The 16,968-nt window shown below is 71.3% G+C and carries 15 protein-coding genes and 1 tRNA gene; 8 read left to right on the top strand and 8 right to left on the bottom strand.

From position 1 onward, the window contains the following. Positions 1 to 26 precede the first annotated feature (26 nt). The gene (locus tag OM076_RS20530; protein ID WP_270041924.1) at positions 27 to 1,610 is read left to right on the top strand and encodes a GAF domain-containing sensor histidine kinase; all 1,584 of its coding nucleotides are present in this window, start codon (positions 27 to 29) and stop codon (positions 1,608 to 1,610) included. Here OM076_RS20530 and OM076_RS20525 read toward each other — a convergent pair. Both OM076_RS20525 and OM076_RS20520 read right to left on the bottom strand, forming a co-directional pair. Next, entirely contained in the window at positions 1,565 to 2,044 is a 480-nt protein-coding gene (locus OM076_RS20525) for an Lrp/AsnC family transcriptional regulator (protein WP_270041923.1), read from the bottom strand. The two genes, OM076_RS20530 and OM076_RS20525, sit on opposite strands and share 46 nt — an antisense overlap. 11 nt (positions 2,045 to 2,055) lie before the next feature. Beyond that, positions 2,056 to 3,324 (bottom strand): MFS transporter, encoded by a 1,269-nt coding sequence (locus tag OM076_RS20520; RefSeq protein ID WP_270041922.1) that lies wholly within the window; start codon positions 3,322 to 3,324, stop codon positions 2,056 to 2,058. 65 nt (positions 3,325 to 3,389) lie between these two features. On the opposite strand from OM076_RS20520, the gene OM076_RS20515 reads away from it, so the two are divergent. Continuing rightward, positions 3,390 to 3,896 carry a universal stress protein gene (locus OM076_RS20515; RefSeq protein WP_270041921.1) on the top strand — a complete coding sequence of 169 codons (507 nt, stop codon included), beginning with the start codon at positions 3,390 to 3,392 and terminating at the stop codon, positions 3,894 to 3,896. A 63-nt stretch (positions 3,897 to 3,959) separates the two neighbouring features. Here the strand turns inward: OM076_RS20515 and OM076_RS20510 are convergent. Both OM076_RS20510 and OM076_RS20505 read right to left on the bottom strand, forming a co-directional pair. After that, positions 3,960 to 4,033, bottom strand: a tRNA-Pro gene (locus OM076_RS20510). A gap of 22 nt (positions 4,034 to 4,055) precedes the next feature. Continuing rightward, entirely contained in the window at positions 4,056 to 5,738 is a 1,683-nt protein-coding gene (locus tag OM076_RS20505; RefSeq protein WP_270041920.1) for an RNA polymerase sigma factor, read from the bottom strand. Positions 5,739 to 5,862: 124 nt separating this feature from the next. Here OM076_RS20505 and OM076_RS20500 point away from each other — a divergent pair, with 124 nt between their 5' ends. The 3 genes from OM076_RS20500 to OM076_RS20490 all read left to right on the top strand — a co-directional run bounded on the left by OM076_RS20500 (position 5,863) and on the right by OM076_RS20490 (position 8,749). Continuing rightward, positions 5,863 to 6,621, top strand: a complete 759-nt coding sequence (locus OM076_RS20500; RefSeq protein WP_270041919.1) for a Nif3-like dinuclear metal center hexameric protein — start codon at positions 5,863 to 5,865, stop codon at positions 6,619 to 6,621. A 103-nt stretch (positions 6,622 to 6,724) separates the two neighbouring features. Beyond that, positions 6,725 to 6,895, top strand: a complete 171-nt coding sequence (locus OM076_RS20495; RefSeq protein WP_270041918.1) for a hypothetical protein — start codon at positions 6,725 to 6,727, stop codon at positions 6,893 to 6,895. 66 nt (positions 6,896 to 6,961) lie between these two features. Beyond that, positions 6,962 to 8,749, top strand: coding sequence for an AMP-dependent synthetase/ligase (locus OM076_RS20490; RefSeq protein ID WP_270041917.1), 1,788 nt, complete (start codon positions 6,962 to 6,964; stop codon positions 8,747 to 8,749). Here OM076_RS20490 and OM076_RS20485 read toward each other — a convergent pair. Both OM076_RS20485 and OM076_RS20480 read right to left on the bottom strand, forming a co-directional pair. Then, positions 8,740 to 9,072, bottom strand: a complete 333-nt coding sequence (locus OM076_RS20485) for a PLDc N-terminal domain-containing protein (RefSeq protein WP_270041916.1) — start codon at positions 9,070 to 9,072, stop codon at positions 8,740 to 8,742. The two genes, OM076_RS20490 and OM076_RS20485, sit on opposite strands and share 10 nt — an antisense overlap. Before the next feature lie 116 nt (positions 9,073 to 9,188). After that, complete coding sequence (locus tag OM076_RS20480; RefSeq protein ID WP_270041915.1) at positions 9,189 to 10,421, bottom strand: patatin-like phospholipase family protein; 1,233 nt, start codon at positions 10,419 to 10,421, stop codon at positions 9,189 to 9,191. An 88-nt stretch (positions 10,422 to 10,509) separates the two neighbouring features. Here OM076_RS20480 and dacB point away from each other — a divergent pair, with 88 nt between their 5' ends. From dacB to OM076_RS20465, 3 genes are read left to right on the top strand one after another with little or no spacing between them, the layout of a single operon-like run. After that, on the top strand, positions 10,510 to 11,715 hold the full coding sequence (gene dacB, locus OM076_RS20475) for a D-alanyl-D-alanine carboxypeptidase/D-alanyl-D-alanine endopeptidase (RefSeq protein WP_270041914.1): 1,206 nt from the start codon (positions 10,510 to 10,512) through the stop codon (positions 11,713 to 11,715). Between the two features lie 20 nt (positions 11,716 to 11,735). Then, entirely contained in the window at positions 11,736 to 13,433 is a 1,698-nt protein-coding gene (locus tag OM076_RS20470; protein ID WP_270041913.1) for a CocE/NonD family hydrolase, read from the top strand. 12 nt (positions 13,434 to 13,445) lie between these two features. Further along, positions 13,446 to 14,132, top strand: a complete 687-nt coding sequence (locus OM076_RS20465) for a Type 1 glutamine amidotransferase-like domain-containing protein (protein WP_270041912.1) — start codon at positions 13,446 to 13,448, stop codon at positions 14,130 to 14,132. On the opposite strand, the gene ligA is transcribed toward OM076_RS20465, so the two are convergent. Continuing rightward, positions 14,112 to 16,115, bottom strand: a complete 2,004-nt coding sequence (gene ligA / locus OM076_RS20460) for an NAD-dependent DNA ligase LigA (RefSeq protein WP_270041911.1) — start codon at positions 16,113 to 16,115, stop codon at positions 14,112 to 14,114. The two genes, OM076_RS20465 and ligA, sit on opposite strands and share 21 nt — an antisense overlap. Further along, complete coding sequence (gene surE, locus OM076_RS20455) at positions 16,112 to 16,918, bottom strand: 5'/3'-nucleotidase SurE (protein ID WP_270041910.1); 807 nt, start codon at positions 16,916 to 16,918, stop codon at positions 16,112 to 16,114. Before surE ends, ligA begins: the two co-directional genes overlap by 4 nt. Between the last annotated feature and the right edge of the window lie 50 nt (positions 16,919 to 16,968).

The raw sequence follows: 16,968 nt of genomic DNA, 5'->3' as shown, positions 1-16,968 counted from the left end.
CCCCGGTTAGCCTTGCGCTTCGCCCTATGGCCGCCTCCCCAGCTGAGATCCGCGAGCGCGACCTCCTCGGCCGGCTCGCCGCCGGAACCGCCGGCGTCGTCGGCGCCGCGTTCCTGCGCCGGCTCGTGCAGGAGCTCGCCGCGGCACTTGACGCCGAAGTCGCCTTCATCGCCGAGCTGATCGAGCACCGTCCCGGCTACGCGCGCACGATCGCCTCCGCCCACGCGCCCGGGATGGAGCTGCCCGAGGGCTTCGAGTTCGCCCTCGAAGGCACCCCCTGCGAGGACGCCTACAGCTGCGAGCTGCTGGTCGTATCGACCGGCGCCCAACGGCTCTACCCCCAGGACGAGTTCCTCGCCGGCCACGCCCTCGACGGCTACCTCGCGATCCCCCTGCTCGGCGCCGACACCCGCGCGATCGGCCACATCGGCGTCATCTCGACCCGCCCGGTCGACCCCACGCCGACCGAGCTGCACGCGCTGCAGGTCTTCGCCGCCCGCGCCGGAGCGGAGCTGGACCGCCGCCGCCACGAGCGGGCCCTGCGCGCCCGCGCCGACGAGGTCGTGGCCAGCCGCGCGCGGGCCGTCCACGCCGCCGACGAGGAGCGCCGCCGTATCGGCCGCGACCTGCACGACGGCGCGCAGCAGCGGCTCGTCGTGCTCGGGCAGGCGATCGACCTCGCGCTACGCGAGCTGCAGCAGAACCCCGAGGGCGCCCACACCCGCATCGCCGCCGCCCGCGAGCAGGCCTCGCTGGCCGGGCGCGAGCTGCGCGAGCTGGCCCGCGGGCTGCACCCGGTCGGGCTCGAGCGCGGCCTCCCCAACGCCCTCGCGGCGCTCTCCGCCCAGTCGCCGCTCGCGATCGACGTCCTCGGCCTCCCCGAACGCCGCCTCCCCGAGGTGGTCGAGGCGACGATCTGGTTCCTCGTCTCCGAGGCGCTCTCGAACGCCCTCAAGCACGCCGAGGCCACCCGCCTCGAGGTCGACGTCGCCCTCCACGGCCGCACGCTCGTCGCGACCGTCAGCGACGACGGCACCGGCGGCGCCTGCCCCACCCGCGGCACCGGGCTCCAGGGTCTGCAGGCGCGCGTCGAGGCCCTGGGCGGCCGGCTCGACGTCACCAGCCCGCAACGAGTCGGAACCACGCTGCAGGCCACGATCCCGCTGGCCGCCTGGCGCACCGCGACGGACCCGTTCCTCGAGTTCGGCCACGACACCGACGGCGGCACCGGGCTGCGCAAGATCGAGCAACTGCTCGCCGGCACCCGCACCACGGGCGTCTCGCTGGCGCGCGAGTGGGAGCTGGAAGGCGGCCCGCCGCGGATCGGCCAGCGCCTTCCGGTCTTCGACCACACCGGGCGCCGGCACGGCGTCGTGGAAGTCGTCCGCGTGGCGGTCCTCCCGTTCGGCGAGATCGAGCCGTTCATGGTCGATCCCGAACCCGGCGAGGCCGACTGGCACGCCGCCCGCACCCGCGCCTACGAGGAGTGCCGGGACGAGATCGCGGCGCTGCTCGGCGAGCCCGGCTGGCACATCACCGACGCCGAGCCGATGGTGGTCCTCACCTACCGGTCGGTGCCCGCCGCCGAGATCAGCGGCTCGATCCTGTAAGGGATCTGGCGCGTCATCGAGATCGCGCTCGTCGAGCGCTGGACCGCGCCGGTGTGCAGCATCGCGTTGATGACGTCCTGCAGGTGGGTGTTGTCGCGCGCCACGACGCGGCACAGCAGGTCGCGGTCACCGGTCACCCCGTGGACCTCGAGCACCTCCGGGACCCGCTCCAGCCCCGCGACGGCCTCCTCGAGGCGCCCCTGGACGATCTCGAGCGAGATGAAGGCGAGCACCGGGTAGCCCATCTCGGACGGCTCGATGGCCGGCCCGAAGTCGGTGATCACGCCGCGCTGGGAGAGCTTGTCCATCCGCGACTGCACGGTTCCGCGCGCGACGCCGAGCCGGCGGGCGATCTCCACCACGCCCACACGTGGGTGCGCGCGCAGCATCAGCAGCAGGCGCGCGTCGAGCCCGTCGATGTCCTCGGACGACACGGTCCGGAAGCTTAGGGAGTGGCCGGTGCGGTCGCGGGGAGAGGCGCCGGGGTGGGGCGCATCGGGGGGATCCGCAGCACGATCACCGCCGCGATCGCGCAGAGGACCCCGCTGGCGATGAAGACCGGCAGGTAGTCGCCCTGCCAGCCGCGCACGAGGCCGGCGCCGTAGGCCGCCGCCGCGCCGCCGAGTTGGTGGAACGTGAACACCCACCCGAACACGACGCTCGACTTCTCCGGCCCGAACCTGCGCGCCGTGATGGCGACCGTGGGCGGGACGGTGGCGATCCAGTCCAGCCCGTAGAACGCGACGAACAGGACCAGCGTGTAACTCTGGGTGGCCAGCGCGTTGGAGAGCAGGACGAGCGAGAGGCCGCGCAGCGCGTAGTACCAGAACAGCAGCCGCCGCGGGTCGGTCCGGTCGGTCAGCCAGCCGGACGCGGTCGTGCCGGCGATGTCGAGGATGCCCATCGCGGCGAGCATCGACGCGGCGGTCGTGGCCGGCATGCCGTGATCGTGCGCGGCGGGGATGAAGTGCACGGCGATCAGGCCCACGGTCGTCGCCCCGCACACGAAGAACGACGCCGCCAGCGCCCAGAACGTGCCGGTGCGCATCGCCTCGCGCAGGATCGCGACGGCGTTGCCCGCGTTCGCCCCGGGGCGCGCGGGCTCGATCACGTCGCTGCCGTAGGGCGGGAGCCCGAGGTCCGACGGGCGATCGCGCAGCAGCAGCCCGGCGACCGGGAGCGCGAGCAGCGCCGCGCCGCCCGGCACGATCATCACCCACTTCCAGCCCTCCATCTCGATGTGCGACATCAGCGGCAGGAAGATCAGCTGGCCGGTCGAATTCGCCGCCGTGAGCAGGCCGACGACCAGGCCGCGGCGCGCGTGGAACCAGCGCGTGGCGATCATCGCCGCCAGCACCGGGGCCACGGCACCGGTCGCCGCGCCGGTCACGACGCCCCAGAGGAGGTAGAGCTGCCACGGATGGGTGACGAACACGGTGAGGCCCGCCGACGCCGCGATCAGCGCCAACGCCACCGTGACCACGCGCCGCAGACCGACCCGTTCGACCAGGGCCGCCGAGAACGGCCCCGAGAGCCCGAACACGACCAGGTTGATCGCGACCGCGGCGGAGATCGTCGCCCGGCTCCACCCGAACTCGTCCTGCAACGGCACCATCAGCACGCCCGGAACGGCCCGGAACGCCGCGGACGCGAGCAGCGCCGTGAACCCGGCCCCGGCCACCACCCAGCCGTAGTGGACCCTCCTCGACCGCATCGGTTTCATGATACAACCGACACGGAAGTCGGAATTCTTCGTATCATCGGGCACAGGAGAGGCCCATGAGCAGCGTGTACCGGAACATCCTGGTTGCGGTCGATGGCTCGCCCGATGCCGAAGCCGCGCTGACGCACGCCTCGGAGCTGGCGCGAGATCAGCGCGCGCGGCTGACGCTGGTGACCGCGGTCCCGCAGGTCCCCGCGACGGCGCTGCTCGCCTCGGGCGCCGCCCCGCCGCGCAGCGAGGTCATCAAGCACTACGCCGAGATGCTGCGCGTCGCCGCCGGGACGCTCCCCGACGACGTCAGCGTCACGACGCTGCTCGTCGAGGGCCCGCCGGCGCGGGCGCTGGTCGAGCGGGCGCGCTCCGGCGCGTTCGACCTGATCGTGATGGGCTCACACGGCCACGGCCGGCTGCACACCTCGCTGCTGGGCTGCGTGTCGCAGAAGGTCATGCAGGCGAGCCCGATCCCCGTGCTGCTGATCCGCGCGGCGCAGGAGCAGCAGGTGACCGCGCCCGCCGTCGCGCCGGTCGACAGCTCGCTGCCGATCTTCCCCATCACCAGCTAAGAAAAACGGCCCGCCGCACGAATCGTGCGACGAGCCGAAGTGGGCCGGTATCTCTTTGTTCCATCGGGGCGCCCGGATTCGAACCGGGGACCTCACCGACCCGAACGGTGCGCGCTACCAGGCTGCGCCACGCCCCGGGGCCCGGAGAGTGTAGCCGCGTCAGCCGCCGTGACCACCGCCGAGGGCTCCGGTGAGCCCTCCGACGGTGTCGTCGAGCGTTCCGGTCACGTGATTGACGGTGTCGTCGACCGTGTCCGTGACGTGATCGACGGTGTCGGACACCGGGCCGTCGCCGGTGACCGTGTGCACGGTGTCGTCGACCGCCTGGGTGGTCTGCTGCGTCACGTTCTGGACGGCGCCGGTGGTCTTCTCGACGGTGTCCTGGACGACCGTCGTGACCGGGGGAACGGCGCCGCCCGCGGCGGGTGTGTCCACGGCGGGCGTGGAGGGAACGTCCGGGGTCGAGGTCGACGGCGAGCCACCGCCGCCGCTCTTTCCGCCACCGCCACCGCTCTTCCCAGCGCTGTCGGCGGCGGCGCTCGGCGTGTCCGGGTTCGAGCCAGACGAGGGCGGCACCGAGCCGCCGCCGCCCGACGTGGCACGGTCGGCGGCGGCCGGTGAGCTCGACCCCCCAGTGGTGCCCGGCGTGATGCGCGCGCCGGAAGTGTGCTTGGCCTTCGACGCCGAGGTCCCGGCCGCGCCGCTGCCCGCGTCGTGGGTCGCGGGCGTGCCGTTCGCCGGCGGCGTCGTCTTCGTCGTCGTCGTCGTCGCGGAGGACCGTGCGGGCGTGACGAGCGCGGGGCGCTGGTGCGCGGGCGTGGAGGGCGTCGTCGTGACCTGCTGCACGCCGGCCGCGCCACCCACGCCGGCGACCAGGATCGCGGCCCCCGCGGCGGCCTTGCCCCAGCCGCTCGACAGGTGATCGGAGAGCAGCGGGAGGTGCGCGCTCCAGCGGCCCGGCTGGGGTGCCGCGGCGGTGGCCGCGTCCGTCCCGCCACCACGGCGCCACCGCGCGAACGCGGGGAACGGGAACAGCCCGGCGAGCCCCGACGCGACCCGCTCGCGGACGTTGCGGCGGGCGAAGAGCTCGCGGTCCAGCCCGGCGGCCAGCGCCTCGCGGCGGCAGTTCTGGCAGTGCGCCAGGTGCCGTGCGAGGCGGCGGGTGTCGCGCGCGCCCAGCGAGGACTGCGCCGCCACGCCGATGATGTCCTGGATGCGCATGCAGCGCGCGCCCGAGACGATGTCGTCGTATTCCTCGGTCAGGCGCCGGCGGGCGCGGAAGAGCGTGGACTCCACGGCCGGGCGGCTCATGCCCATCCGCCGGCCGATCTCCTGGTAGGAGAGGCCTTCGAGCTCGCGCAGGACGAGGATCTCGTGATGGGTCTCGCTCAGGCCGCCGAAAGCCCCGCAGAGGTTGTCGAGGTCTTCCTTGGCCGCGACCGCCGCGTCGGGCGACGGGCCGGCACCCACGAGCTTCGAGTGATCGGCGGGTGCGAGGGCGTCGTCGGCGTCGTAGGAGACCTCCTCGGTGCGCTTGGAGCGCCGGAACGCGTCGATGCAGCCGTTCTTGGCGATCTGGTAGAGCCAGGGCTTGAAGGCGAGCGGCTGCTCGGTCTCGCGCATCCGGCGCAGGGCGGAGACGAAGACCTCCTGCGTGACGTCCTCGGCGCGCTGGTGGTCCTTGACCATCCCGTAGACGTAGGCGTGGATGCGGCGCTGGTAGCGCTCGTAGAGGAGCTCGAAGGCGCGATCGTCGCCACGGCGGACCGCGGCCACCAGCCGCCGGTCGGAGTCCGCGGGCTCGTCCGCGTTTCGTGTCGGCACCAGCGTGGCGCCGCTCATTCCCCTACCCACTTGTGAAGGTCCCTTCCCGCTGAGGCGCTTACAGTCACCCGCGGGTCCCTGAATAGCCCGCGAGCAGACGACGTAAGGCTTGATCGCCCAAACTGTCCGGGCTCAAACTTCTATGGCACACATCGACGACATCATTCAGACGCTCGACGAGCTCCTGCAGCCGGCCGCTTTCGCAGACCTCGGCCCAAACGGGCTGCAGGTGCCGGGCGCGCACGAGGTCACGCGGGTGCTCACCGGCGTGTCCGCGACGCTCGAGCTGCACGAGCGCGCCGTGGCGCTCGGCGCGCAGCTCGTGCTCGTCCACCACGGGCTCTTCTGGAACTTCCACCCGACCGGCCTGACGCCGTTGCTCGCGGAACGGCTGCGGCCGCTGTTCAAGCACGACATCAACCTCGCCGGCTACCACCTCCCGCTCGACGCGCACCCCGAGGTCGGCAACAACGCGATCCTCGCGCGGGAGCTCGGGTGCTCCGACATCGAGCCGTTCGGGCTTTACAAGGGCACGCCGATCGGCCGCCGGGGGCGGTTCTCGACGCCGCTGACGGCTGCGGAGCTGCACGAGCGCGTGCACGCGGTCACCGGGCGCGAGCCGCTGCTGCTCGGGCGCGGGCCGGAGCGGATCGGCTCGATCGGCATCGTCTCCGGGTCCGCTGCTGACACGCTCAACGAGGCCGTCGCCGCCGGCCTGGACGCGTTCCTGACCGGGGAGCCGCGGGAACACATCACGGCCGAGGCAGCGGAACACCGCGTCCACTTCGTCGCCGCCGGGCACCACGCCACCGAGACGTTCGGGGTCAGGGCTCTCGGAGAACTACTGGCGGACCGATTTGCGGTCGAACACGTCTTCTTCGATCAGCTGAATCCGGTCTGATCGAACGTTTAGTTCACGTTGACCTCAAAGGGATTGTGGTCATCCGGTGAAGGCGCTACCGTGCCCCTATACGTGGCAAACCTCACCAGGAGGACTCGTACTGATGGCAATCCATCTCACGCCCACGGAGCTCGCTCGCGAAGCCGGTATGGAACGGCGCGACGTGATCGAGAAGTGCATGGAAATGGGCGTGCCGATCTTCCAGGGCAGAATCGACAAGACACTGTTCTTGGCGAGCGTCGAAGAGCACCGCTCTGTATCTGTAGCGGCGTGATCTGCGGCGCGTAGCGCGCCGCTCTGGGTAGGATCGCCTCCTCGGCTTTTCGAGGAGGAGCAAGGAATGCAGGAGACGACGGCAGGGCCGGCCCAACGCGGAACTGGGTCGGTCACGATCGCGGACATCGTGAACCTGGCCGCCGAACGCTATGGCGAGCGTCCGGCGGCGAGGTTCAAGCGCGACGACGAGTGGCGCGAGGTGTCCTATGCCGAGCTCGCCTCGACGGTCTCTGAGATCGCCCGCGGGCTCGTGGACCTCGGGCTGGCGCAGGGCGACCGTGTCGCCCTGCTCTGCACGACCCGCGTCGAGTGGACGTACGCCGATCTGGCGATCACGACCGCCGGCGGCGTCGTCGTGCCCGTCTATCCGACCAACTCGGCGGACGAGTGCGCGTGGGTGGTCGGCAACTCCGAGTCGCGCTTCGTCATCTGTGAGGACGCCGCGCAGGTGGCGAAGATCGACGCCGTCCGCGGCGAGCTGCCGCTGCTGGAGGCGGTCATCGCGATCGAGCCGGTCGAGGGCGCGCTCTCGCTGGATGAGTTGCGGGAGCGCGGGCGTGGGCGCGATGCGGCCGAGGTCGCCGCGCGCACCGCGGCGGTCAAGCCGGCGGATCCGTACACGATCATCTACACGTCGGGCACGACCGGGCCGCCCAAGGGCTGCGTCCTCACCCAGGACAACTACCGCCAGGTCACCCGCATGTGCGAGGAGATCGGCGTCATCGAGGCCGGCGAGCCCGTCTACCTCTACCTGCCGCTCGCGCACTCCTACGCGCTGCTGATCCAGCTGCTGTGCGTGGACCTCGGCGCGCCGCTCGTCTACTGGAGCGGCGACCCGCAGCAGATCGTGCCCGACCTGATGGCGACCAAGCCCGCGTACCTGCCGTCGGTCCCGCGGATCTTCGAGAAGATCTACACGCTCGTCACGTCCAACAACGATCCCGAGAAGATCAAGGCCGCGACGCAGCTCGGCCTTACCGTGCGCCGGATGCGCGAGGCCGGCCAGGAGGTCCCCGCGCCCCTGGCCGCCGCGTTCGAGAAGGCCGACGCCGAGCTGTTCGCCAACGTCCGCAACATCTTCGGCGGCAACCTCAAGCAGGCGACCTCCGGCGCCGCCCCGATCTCGATGGACATCCTCGAGTTCTTCTACGCGTGCGGCGCGCCCGTGCTCGAGGGCTACGGGATGACCGAGACCTCGACCGTGAGCACGACCTCGACGGTCGCCGACCACCGCCTCGGCACCGTCGGGCGCGCGATCCCGGGCTGCGAGATCAAGATCGCCGACGACGGCGAGGTGCTCATCCGCGGCCCGCACATCTTCCGCGGCTACTACGGCGCGGGCGACACCGCCTCCTTCGGCGCCGTCACCGAGGACGGCTGGCTGCACACCGGCGACCTCGGGTCACTGGACGCCGACGGCTACCTGACCATCACAGGCCGCAAGAAGGACATCATGATCACCGCGGGCGGCAAGAACCTCACGCCCGCCAACCTCGAGAACGACCTCAAGAACTCCCGCTGGATCTCCCAGGCGGTCATGCACGCCGACCGCCGCCCCTACCCGGTCGCGCTGATCACGCTGGACCCCGAGGAGATCGTCCACTTCGCGCGCCAGCACGAGCTCCCCGAGGACCTGCCGTCGCTGCACGCCGACCCGAAGGTGATCGAGCTCATCCAAGGCGAGCTCGACCGCGTGAACGCCAACTACGCGCGCGTCGAGCAGATCAAGCGCTTCTTCATCCTCGACCACGATCTCTCCCAGGAGACAGGCGAGCTGACGCCGACGCTGAAGGTCAAGCGCAACGTCGTCAACGAGCTCTACGCGGAGCGCTTCGAGAGCCTCTACTCCTGAGCGGCGCCCGTGCGGAGCATCGCAAACCAATAGATCGGTGGGCCGAGCGGGCCGGCGACGAACAACACGACGATCCACATCGCCTTGTCCGAAGAGGTGAAGTCGCTCCGCCGCGCGATGTGGACGATGAATCGGACGTACACGACCATCGCCGCGATCAGGCCGGCGACGGCAACGCCGAATCCGATCAGGAGCGCGACCGGCGAGGACTCTCCGGGAGCGCCCGCAACGGTCGCCGTGATCTGCGCGATCGCGGCGACGAGGGCGACGGGCGCCGCGAGCGGGACGAAGCTGAGGAGACCGAGGCGCCGGGTTCTGTGCATGAACCGTAGAGGTCCACGCGCCGAGAACTCGCCCCCTTATTGCCTCGAATCGCCGTGCGGTCTTCGATCAGGCTCGCACTGTTCGAACTGGCGCGTCGGCGGGTGTGAGAACGCCCTTAGGCGTTGCTCTGACGCAAGAGCGCGCCGGTGGTCTGCTCGAGGATCCGGCGCCAGGCGCGGGTCTTCTCACGTTCGGCCGAGAAGTGACGGACGACCTTGCGGACGCGCGTGGCGGAGATCTCGATGCCGTGACGGCGGCAGACCTCGCTCATCTCGTCGTAGTCCTTGGCGAGCTTCAAGGTCACCGACTCGAAGCCGTGGCGCGCCACATCGACCCGCGACGCGAAGTTGAGGATGTTCGTCTGGAACATCAGCTCGTCGTCGGGGTCGGGCTCGATCAGGACGATGTCGACGCCCGGGTAGCGCTCTTTCCAGTGGCCGGCCATCTCGTGCAGGCGCTGGTAGGCGAGCAGCTTGAAGGTCTGGTAGCCGATCTTCGGGAAGCCCATGTCCGAGACGCGACGCACGCGGGTGCCGAACAGGGTCGGGATCGTCTTGGAGAAGTCGTTGACGTAGGGGACGAGCGGGTTGACGACGACGATGAACTTCGCGCCCGCCTCGACGGCGATGTCGAGGTTCGTCGTGGAGACGATGCCGCCGTCGACGAGCTCGCGCTCGCGCACGCGGTGCGGCTTGTAGATCATCGGCAGCGCGGTCGACGCCCGGACGGCGGACGAGATCGGGATGTCGTCCCAGCCTTCGGCGCCGAGCACGATCCGCTCGCAGGTGTCGAGGTCGGTCGCGGCGAGGTAGAGCTCGCGCTCCAGGAGCCGGAAGTCGTCGGTGCGGCCTTCCTCGGAGAGCGCCTTGCGTAGGTAGTCCTCGACGCCTTCGCCGGTGTAGATGCCCGACGGGAGCGCGTCGCCGAGGGCCAGCACGAGGTCGACGGCGCTCAGCGACCCGAGCGAGCCCGCGATGCTGCGGGCGACGCCGAGCGCGTGCAGCGGCAACTTCAGCGCCTTCATGGCGAACTCGGCCTTGTTGAGCCGCAGGAGCATCTCCCGGCCCAGCGGAGGGAGCGCGGACGGCAACTGGTCGTTGACCGTGCGCATCATCTGCTCGGGAGTCACGCCGTTGGCCACCAGCGACGCGATCAACGAGCCGGCGCTGGTGCCGACGTAGATGTCGAACTGGTTGACCGACCGGTTCGAGGACAGCAGATCGAGCGCCCGCAGGGCACCGATCTGGTAGACGCCGCCGGTGAACCCGCCCCCGCCCAGCACGAGCGCGGTACGGGAGGAACGGCGCTTCCGGCGGGCGGGAGCGTTCATCGCGACCACGTTGCTCACCCCGGCAGTGTAAGACGTAAGACCCCGCGGTCCGTTTCGGCGGGCGCGACTTCGGTCCCGCCGCCGGGTTTCGTACGCTCGGATGCCCGTGCGCCGCCTCACAATCCTGATCGCCCTCCTCGTGCTCGCGCTCGCGCCGAGCGCGCACGCCGCGAGCCTCGCCGCGACCAAGAAGGTCCTGCAGCGCGAGATGGCCCGCGCGGGCGCGTATTCCGGCGCGTACGCGGTCGATCTGGGCACCGGCACCGAGCTCTACGCGAGCAAGGCCGACGTCGGGCGGATGCCCGCCTCGGTCAACAAGCTCTTCACGACCGCCGGCGCGCTGCTGCGCTACGGGGCCGACGGGCGGCTCACGACGACCGTGCTCTCCGCGGGTCTGCCGGACGAGACCGGGACGATCACGGGCAACCTCGTCCTGCGCGGTGGCGGCGACCCGACGTTCAACAACGCCTCGGTGACCACGCTCGCCAAGCAACTCGCCCAGGCGGGGCTCAAGCGCGTCGAGGGCCGCGTCGTCGGCGACGAGTCGGCGTTCGACGCCTTCCGGGGCGTCCCCGCGTCCGGCTACGCCCTCACGGGCGAGGTCGGCCCGCTCAGCGCGCTGTCCTACAACCACGGCCGCACCGGCAAGGCCGCGCCGTATTTCCAGGCCAGCCCCGCCAAGTTCACCGCCGACGCGTTCGAGAAGGCGCTCGAGCACGAGGGCGTGAAGATCACCGGCGCCGCCCGCGCAGGCCTCACGCCCGAGGGCATGACGCCGCTGTCAGAGCTGCCGTCGCCGCCGCTCTCGGCGATCATCCGCCTGATGAACCAGCCCTCGGACAACTACATCGCCGAGATGCTGATCAAGGGTCTCGGGGCGCAGTTCGGCACCGCCGGCAGCACAACCGCGGGCGGGACGGTCATCAAGCAGGCGATCGCGCCCTTCGGCATCGATCCCACGGTGGTCGACGGCTCTGGCCTCTCGCGCCAGGACCGCACCACGCCGCGCCAGATCGTCCAGTTGCTCAAGAGCATGGACGAGTCCGAGTCGGGGGTCGCGTTTGACGAGTCGCTCCCCGTGGTCGGCCGCAACGGCACGATGTACAACCGGATGCGCGGCACCACGGCCCAGGATCGCTGCCACACGAAGACCGGGACGCTGCACGACGTCTCCGCCCTGGCGGGCTTCTGCAACACCACCGGCGGGGAGCGCGTCGCGTTCGCGCTGCTGATGAACCGCGTGAACCCGAGCGCCGCCCGCACGCTGCAGGACCGCATGACCGTGGCACTCGCGCGCTACGACGCACCGTAAAACGGGTAGGCACGGGAGCCATGCGCTCCCTCGTCCTCGCCGCGGCGCTCGTCCTCGCCGCGCCCGCCGCAGCACAAGCACGCGACGCCACCATCACGTCGTTCGACGGGACGCAGATCGTCCTCTCGTTTCACCCGTCGCCGCAGGGCGCAAAGGCGCCGACGATCCTCGAGGGCCACGGCTGGGGCGGCTCGCGCGAGACCAACCCGGAGGCGACGAGCGACGAGGTGACGGGCAACGTCGGTGTGGGCGCGCTGCGCAAGGCCGGGTTCAACGTCCTGACCTGGGATTCACGCGGCTTCGGCAACAGCGGCGGGACGGTGACGGTCGACTCGCCCGACGCAGAAGGACGTGACGTCACCGCGCTGCTCGACTGGCTCGCGCGGCAGCCCGAGGCGCAGCTCGACAGCGCCGGTGACCCGCGGGTGGGCATGACCGGCGTCTCCTACGCCGGCGGGATCGAGCTCGTGACCGCCGCGCGCGACAAGCGCATCGACGCGATCGCCCCGATCATCGCCTGGCACAGCCTGCTCACCAGCCTCTACAAGGAGGAGACGGTCAAGGGCGGGTGGGCGAGCGCGCTGACGACGCTCGGAATCCCGACGTCCAAGGGCCGGCTGGACCCGCACATCACCTCCGCGTTCACGAGCGGCGCGGCCACCGGGACGCTGAGCGCGGAGGACCGCGCCTGGTTCGACAGCCGCGGCCCCGGCGACCTGGTCAAGCAGCTCACGATCCCCACCTTTCTCGTCGAGGGCACCGCGGACACGCTCTTCACGCTCAAGGAGGCGATCACCAACTACTCGATCCTGAAGGCGAACGGCGTCCCGGCCAAGCTGCTGTGGTTCTGCGGCGGACATGGGGTCTGTCTGACCGGCTCCGGGCCCAAGGGCCACGTCGAGCAGGCCGTGGTCGCGTGGCTGAAGCGCTACGTCGCGGGCGACGCGACCATCGACACCGGTCCGAAGTTCGAGTGGCTCGCCGACGACGCCCAGTGGCGCTCCGCCGCCGACTACCCCGTCAGCCCGGGCGCGCCGGTCACCGCGACCGGCAGCGGCACGCTCGCGCTGAACCCGGCCGACGCCGCCTCGGGCACGATCGCCAGCGCCGGGCGCGCCGTCAACGCCGTCAACGTTCCGATCACCGCGCCCGCGGCCGCCCAGATCGTCGGCGAGCCACAGCTCGAGCTGACGTACAGCGGCACCGGCGCGGGGACCCACGTGTTCGCCCAACTCGTCGACGAGCGCCGCGGCGTGGTGGTCGGCAACCAGGCCACGCCGATCCCGGTCACGCTCGACGGGCAGCCGCACACGATCGCCCGCCCGCTCGAGGCAATCGCCGCCAGCGCGGCCAAGGGCGCGAAATACACACTGCAGCTGACCGGCGGGACGCTGCTGTACGGACCGGCGCGGGGAGCGGCGGCGATCACGTTCACCAAGATCGCCGTGGCGCTGCCGACGGTCGGCGCGAACGCCGTGCAGGGTGGCGCGGGCGTCCTCCCCCTCACCCGCGAGTGCCTCTCGCGGCGCCGGTTCAGCATCCGTGTGCGCGGTGCCCACGCGAAGGTCACCGTCGCCGGGAAGCGGGTCCGCGTCAAGCACGGTCGCGCCACCGTCGACCTGCGCGGCAAGCCCAAGGGCAGTGTGAAGGTGACCGTCACCGCCAAGCGCAAGGGCCGCACGGTGCGCGAGACCCGCGTCTACCGGACCTGCGCGTAGTCTTCTCGCCCGGTGAGCGGCCAAGTCGTAGCGATCGGCGGAGGATCGTTCGAGACCGACGATCCGGACCCGCGTCTGGACGCCTTCATCCTCGCCCTCACCGGGAAGGCGCGCCCGAACGTCTGTTACCTCGGCACCGCGGGCGGCGACCACGAGCGCGGGCGGCTGGCGTTCTACCACGCCATGCGCGCCCACGAGTGCCGCCCGACGGAGCTGACGTTCTTCGAGCGGGTGGTCGAGGATCTGGCTGCGTTCGTCGCCGAGCAGGACGTGTTCTGGGTCGGCGGCGGCTCGACCGCGAACCTGCTCGCCGTCTGGCGCCTGCACGGGCTCGACGAGCTGCTGCGCGGCGCCTACGCCCGCGGCGCGGTCCTCGCCGGCGTGTCGGCGGGGATGAACTGCTGGTTCGAGGGCTCCACCACGGACTCGTTCGGGCCCACGCTCGCCCCACTGCGGGACGGCCTCGGCATCCTCCCCGGCTCCTGCTGCCCGCACTACGACGGCAACGAGCAGCGGCGGCCGGTCTACCAGGGCGCGGTGACGCGGGGCGAGCTCGGGCCCGGGTACGCCGCCGACGACTACGCGGCGCTGCATTTCCGCGGCACCGAGTTCGTTGAGGCGGTGGCGCTGCGCGAGGGCGCGCTCGGCTATCGCGTCGTGCCGGGCACCGAGACCGCGCTACCCACCCGCATCCTCTAGGAGTCCCAACAGTCCAGGCTCGTCGAGGACGGTGACCCCGAGCCGCTCGGCCTTCTCGAGCTTGGAGCCCGGCGACGCGCCCGCCACGACGTAGTCCGTCTTCTTGGAGACGCTGCCGGTGACCTTGCCGCCCGCGGCCGTGATCCGCTCCTGTGCCTGCTCGCGCGTCAGGTCCGGCAGGGTGCCGGTGAGGACGAACGTCTTGCCCGCCAGCGGACCCTCGCCCGGCGCCGGGCCTTCCTCCTCGAAGCGCAGGACGCCGCGCAGCTCCGCGATCAGCGGGCGCAGCTCCTCAAGCTGCGAGTGGATGAGCCGCGCGACGATCGGCCCGATCCCAGGCGTCTCGGCGATCTGCTCCGGGGTGGATGCCAGCAGCGCGTCGACGTTGCGGAAGTGGGTGGCGAGCGAGCGGCCGGTGACGTAGCCGACGCCTTCGATCCCGATCGCGAACAGCACCGTCCCGAACGGCCGCGCCCGCGACGCCTCGATCGACGCCAGCAACCGGTCCACGCTGACCTGGCCGAAGCCCTCCAGCTCCAGCAGTTGCTCGGGCCGCAGGCGGTAGAAGTCGGCGACCGTCCGCACCAGGCCCAGCTTCTGGAACAGCGCGACCTGCTTCTCCCCGAGCCCGTCGATGTCCATCACGTGCGCGAACGTCGTCAAGAGCTGCCAGCGGCGCTCCGGGCAGTCGCGGTTGGGGCAGCGGGTGAAGACAGCGCCGTCGGCCTTCACCGTCGGCGTGTCGCAGAACGGGCAGCGCTCCGGCACCCGCGGCTTCTCCGCGCGATCGGGGCGGTCCACGGCGTGCGGGGCGGGCGAGATGACCTGCGGGATCACGTCGCCGGCGCGCAGGACGATCACGTCGTCGCCTGGCCGGACGTCCTTGCGCGCGAGATCCTCCTCGTTGTGCAGCGTCGCGGCCTTGACGGTCACGCCGCCCACGTGCACGGGCTCGAGCGCGGCGAACGGGTGCAGGTCGCCGAACTTGCCGACGTTCCAGTTGATCGCGTTCAGCCTCGTGACCGCCGTCGTCGGCGGGAACTTCCACGCGATCGCCCAGCGCGGGTCGCGCCCGACGACCCCGAGCCGGCGCTGCAGCTCGATGTCGTCGACCTTGACCACGACGCCGTCGATCTCGAAGTCCAGCGCGCCGCGCCGCTCCTGCCAGCGCAGGCACTGGGCGACGACCTCGTCCTCGCTACCGAGCTTCTTGATGTCCCCGTTGACGCGGAAGCCGTGGTCGCGCAACCACTCCAGCGACTCCCAGTGGCTCGCGAACGACAGCCCTTCGGTGACCCCGATCGCGTAGCACCACATCGACAGCGGCCGCTCGGCGGCCAGCGCCGGGTCGAGTTGGCGGATCGTCCCCGCGGCGCTGTTGCGCGGGTTCATGAAGGTCGAGAGCCCCGCCTGCGCCCGCCGCTCGTTCAAAGCCGTGAAGTCCGGCAGCGACATGTAGACCTCGCCGCGCACCTCGACCAGCGGCGGCGCGTCGTCGATCTTCAGCGGGATCGCGCCGATCGTGCGCAGGTTGTGGGTGACGTCCTCGCCCACCTCGCCGTTGCCGCGGGTGGCGCCGCGCTCGAAGACGCCGTCGCGGTAGAGCAGGGACATGGCGAGCCCGTCGATCTTCGGCTCGCACACGAACTCGAACTTCGGGTCCTCGATGCCCTCGCGCGCGAGGTGGTTGCGCATGCGGGCGATCCAGGCCCGCAGCTCCTCCTCCGAGCGCGCATTGGCCAGCGAGAGCATCGGCTGCAGGTGCGTGACCTTCTCGAGCTTGCCCACCGGCTCCCCGCCCACCCGCTGCGTCGGTGAGTCGGGGGTCAGCAGCTCCGGGTGCTCGCGCTCGATCCCGCGCAGCTCGTCCAGCAGCGCGTCGTAGGCGTCGTCGCCGATCTCCGGGTCGTCGAGGACGTAGTACCGGTGGCCGTGGTACGCGAGCTGCTCGCGGAGCTCAGCCGCCCGGTCCGCGGGCGTCACCGCTCCCCCAGCAGCCGGGCGAGGTCGTACTCCCGCAAGCCCTCCATCCCGTGCTCGGCGGTCAGGTCGAAGTGCAGCGGCGTGACCGCGATCCGGCCGGCGGAGACCGCCGAAAGGTCGGTGCCGGGCTCGTCGTCGTGGACGGGGGAGTCGCCGTAGACCCGGAAGAGCCGGCGGCCGCCCACGTCCTCCTCGATCAGCTCCAGCCGGTCCTGATAGATCCGCTTGCCGAGCCGGGCGACCTCGACGCCGCCGATGTCGCCCGCGGGCACGTTGACGTTGAGCAGCGTGCCGGGCGGAAGCGGGACGTCGTCGAGCCGGTCGACGACCTGCGCGGTGAACGCGGCCGCATTGCTGAAGTCGAACAGGTTCCCGAGCCGGAAGTCCATCTCGCGCCGCGCGGACTGCTGTGAGACGGCGATGCCGGGGATGCCCAGCACGATGCCCTCCAGCGCCGCGGCGACGGTGCCGCTGTAGGTGATGTCGTCACCCAGATTGGCCCCGTGGTTGATGCCGGAGACGATCACGTCGGGCGTGAAGCCCTCGATCAGGCCGAGCGAGGCGAGCCGGACGCAGTCCACCGGCGTGCCGTCGCAGGCGTAGCCGACGGTCCCGTCCTCGAACGGCACCTCGGCCACCCACAGCGGGCGCCGGAAGGTGATCGAGCGAGCGGTGGCGGAGCGATTGCCGTCGGGCGCGATGACCGCGAGCTCGATGTCCTCGAGCGCCGCCAGCGCGCGGCGCAGGACCTGCAGGCCCTCCGCGTCGATGCCGTCGTCGTTGGTGAGCAGGACACGCAGCATTTCCGATCGACTCTACTGACGTCCAGGGACTGAGCCGTCCCTGGCGCTTA

Source organism: Solirubrobacter ginsenosidimutans, assembly GCF_027587205.1.
The sequence above is the reverse complement of the archived record's forward strand: the minus strand, read 5'-3'. Positions and strand labels throughout refer to the sequence as shown.

What these genes read in the sequence shown, in the direction of transcription:
- OM076_RS20470 (WP_270041913.1), top strand. Translation starts at nt 11,736, where the DNA reads ATGCGCTCCCTCGTCCTCGCCGCGGCGCTCGTCCTCGCCGCGCCCGCC.
- OM076_RS20500 (WP_270041919.1), top strand. Translation starts at nt 5,863, where the DNA reads ATGGCACACATCGACGACATCATTCAGACGCTCGACGAGCTCCTGCAG.
- OM076_RS20530 (WP_270041924.1), top strand. Translation starts at nt 27, where the DNA reads ATGGCCGCCTCCCCAGCTGAGATCCGCGAGCGCGACCTCCTCGGCCGG.
- OM076_RS20490 (WP_270041917.1), top strand. Translation starts at nt 6,962, where the DNA reads ATGCAGGAGACGACGGCAGGGCCGGCCCAACGCGGAACTGGGTCGGTC.
- OM076_RS20515 (WP_270041921.1), top strand. Translation starts at nt 3,390, where the DNA reads ATGAGCAGCGTGTACCGGAACATCCTGGTTGCGGTCGATGGCTCGCCC.
- surE (WP_270041910.1), bottom strand. Translation starts at nt 16,918, where the DNA reads ATGCTGCGTGTCCTGCTCACCAACGACGACGGCATCGACGCGGAGGGC.
- OM076_RS20495 (WP_270041918.1), top strand. Translation starts at nt 6,725, where the DNA reads ATGGCAATCCATCTCACGCCCACGGAGCTCGCTCGCGAAGCCGGTATG.
- OM076_RS20485 (WP_270041916.1), bottom strand. Translation starts at nt 9,072, where the DNA reads ATGCACAGAACCCGGCGCCTCGGTCTCCTCAGCTTCGTCCCGCTCGCG.
- OM076_RS20520 (WP_270041922.1), bottom strand. Translation starts at nt 3,324, where the DNA reads ATGCGGTCGAGGAGGGTCCACTACGGCTGGGTGGTGGCCGGGGCCGGG.
- OM076_RS20505 (WP_270041920.1), bottom strand. Translation starts at nt 5,738, where the DNA reads ATGAGCGGCGCCACGCTGGTGCCGACACGAAACGCGGACGAGCCCGCG.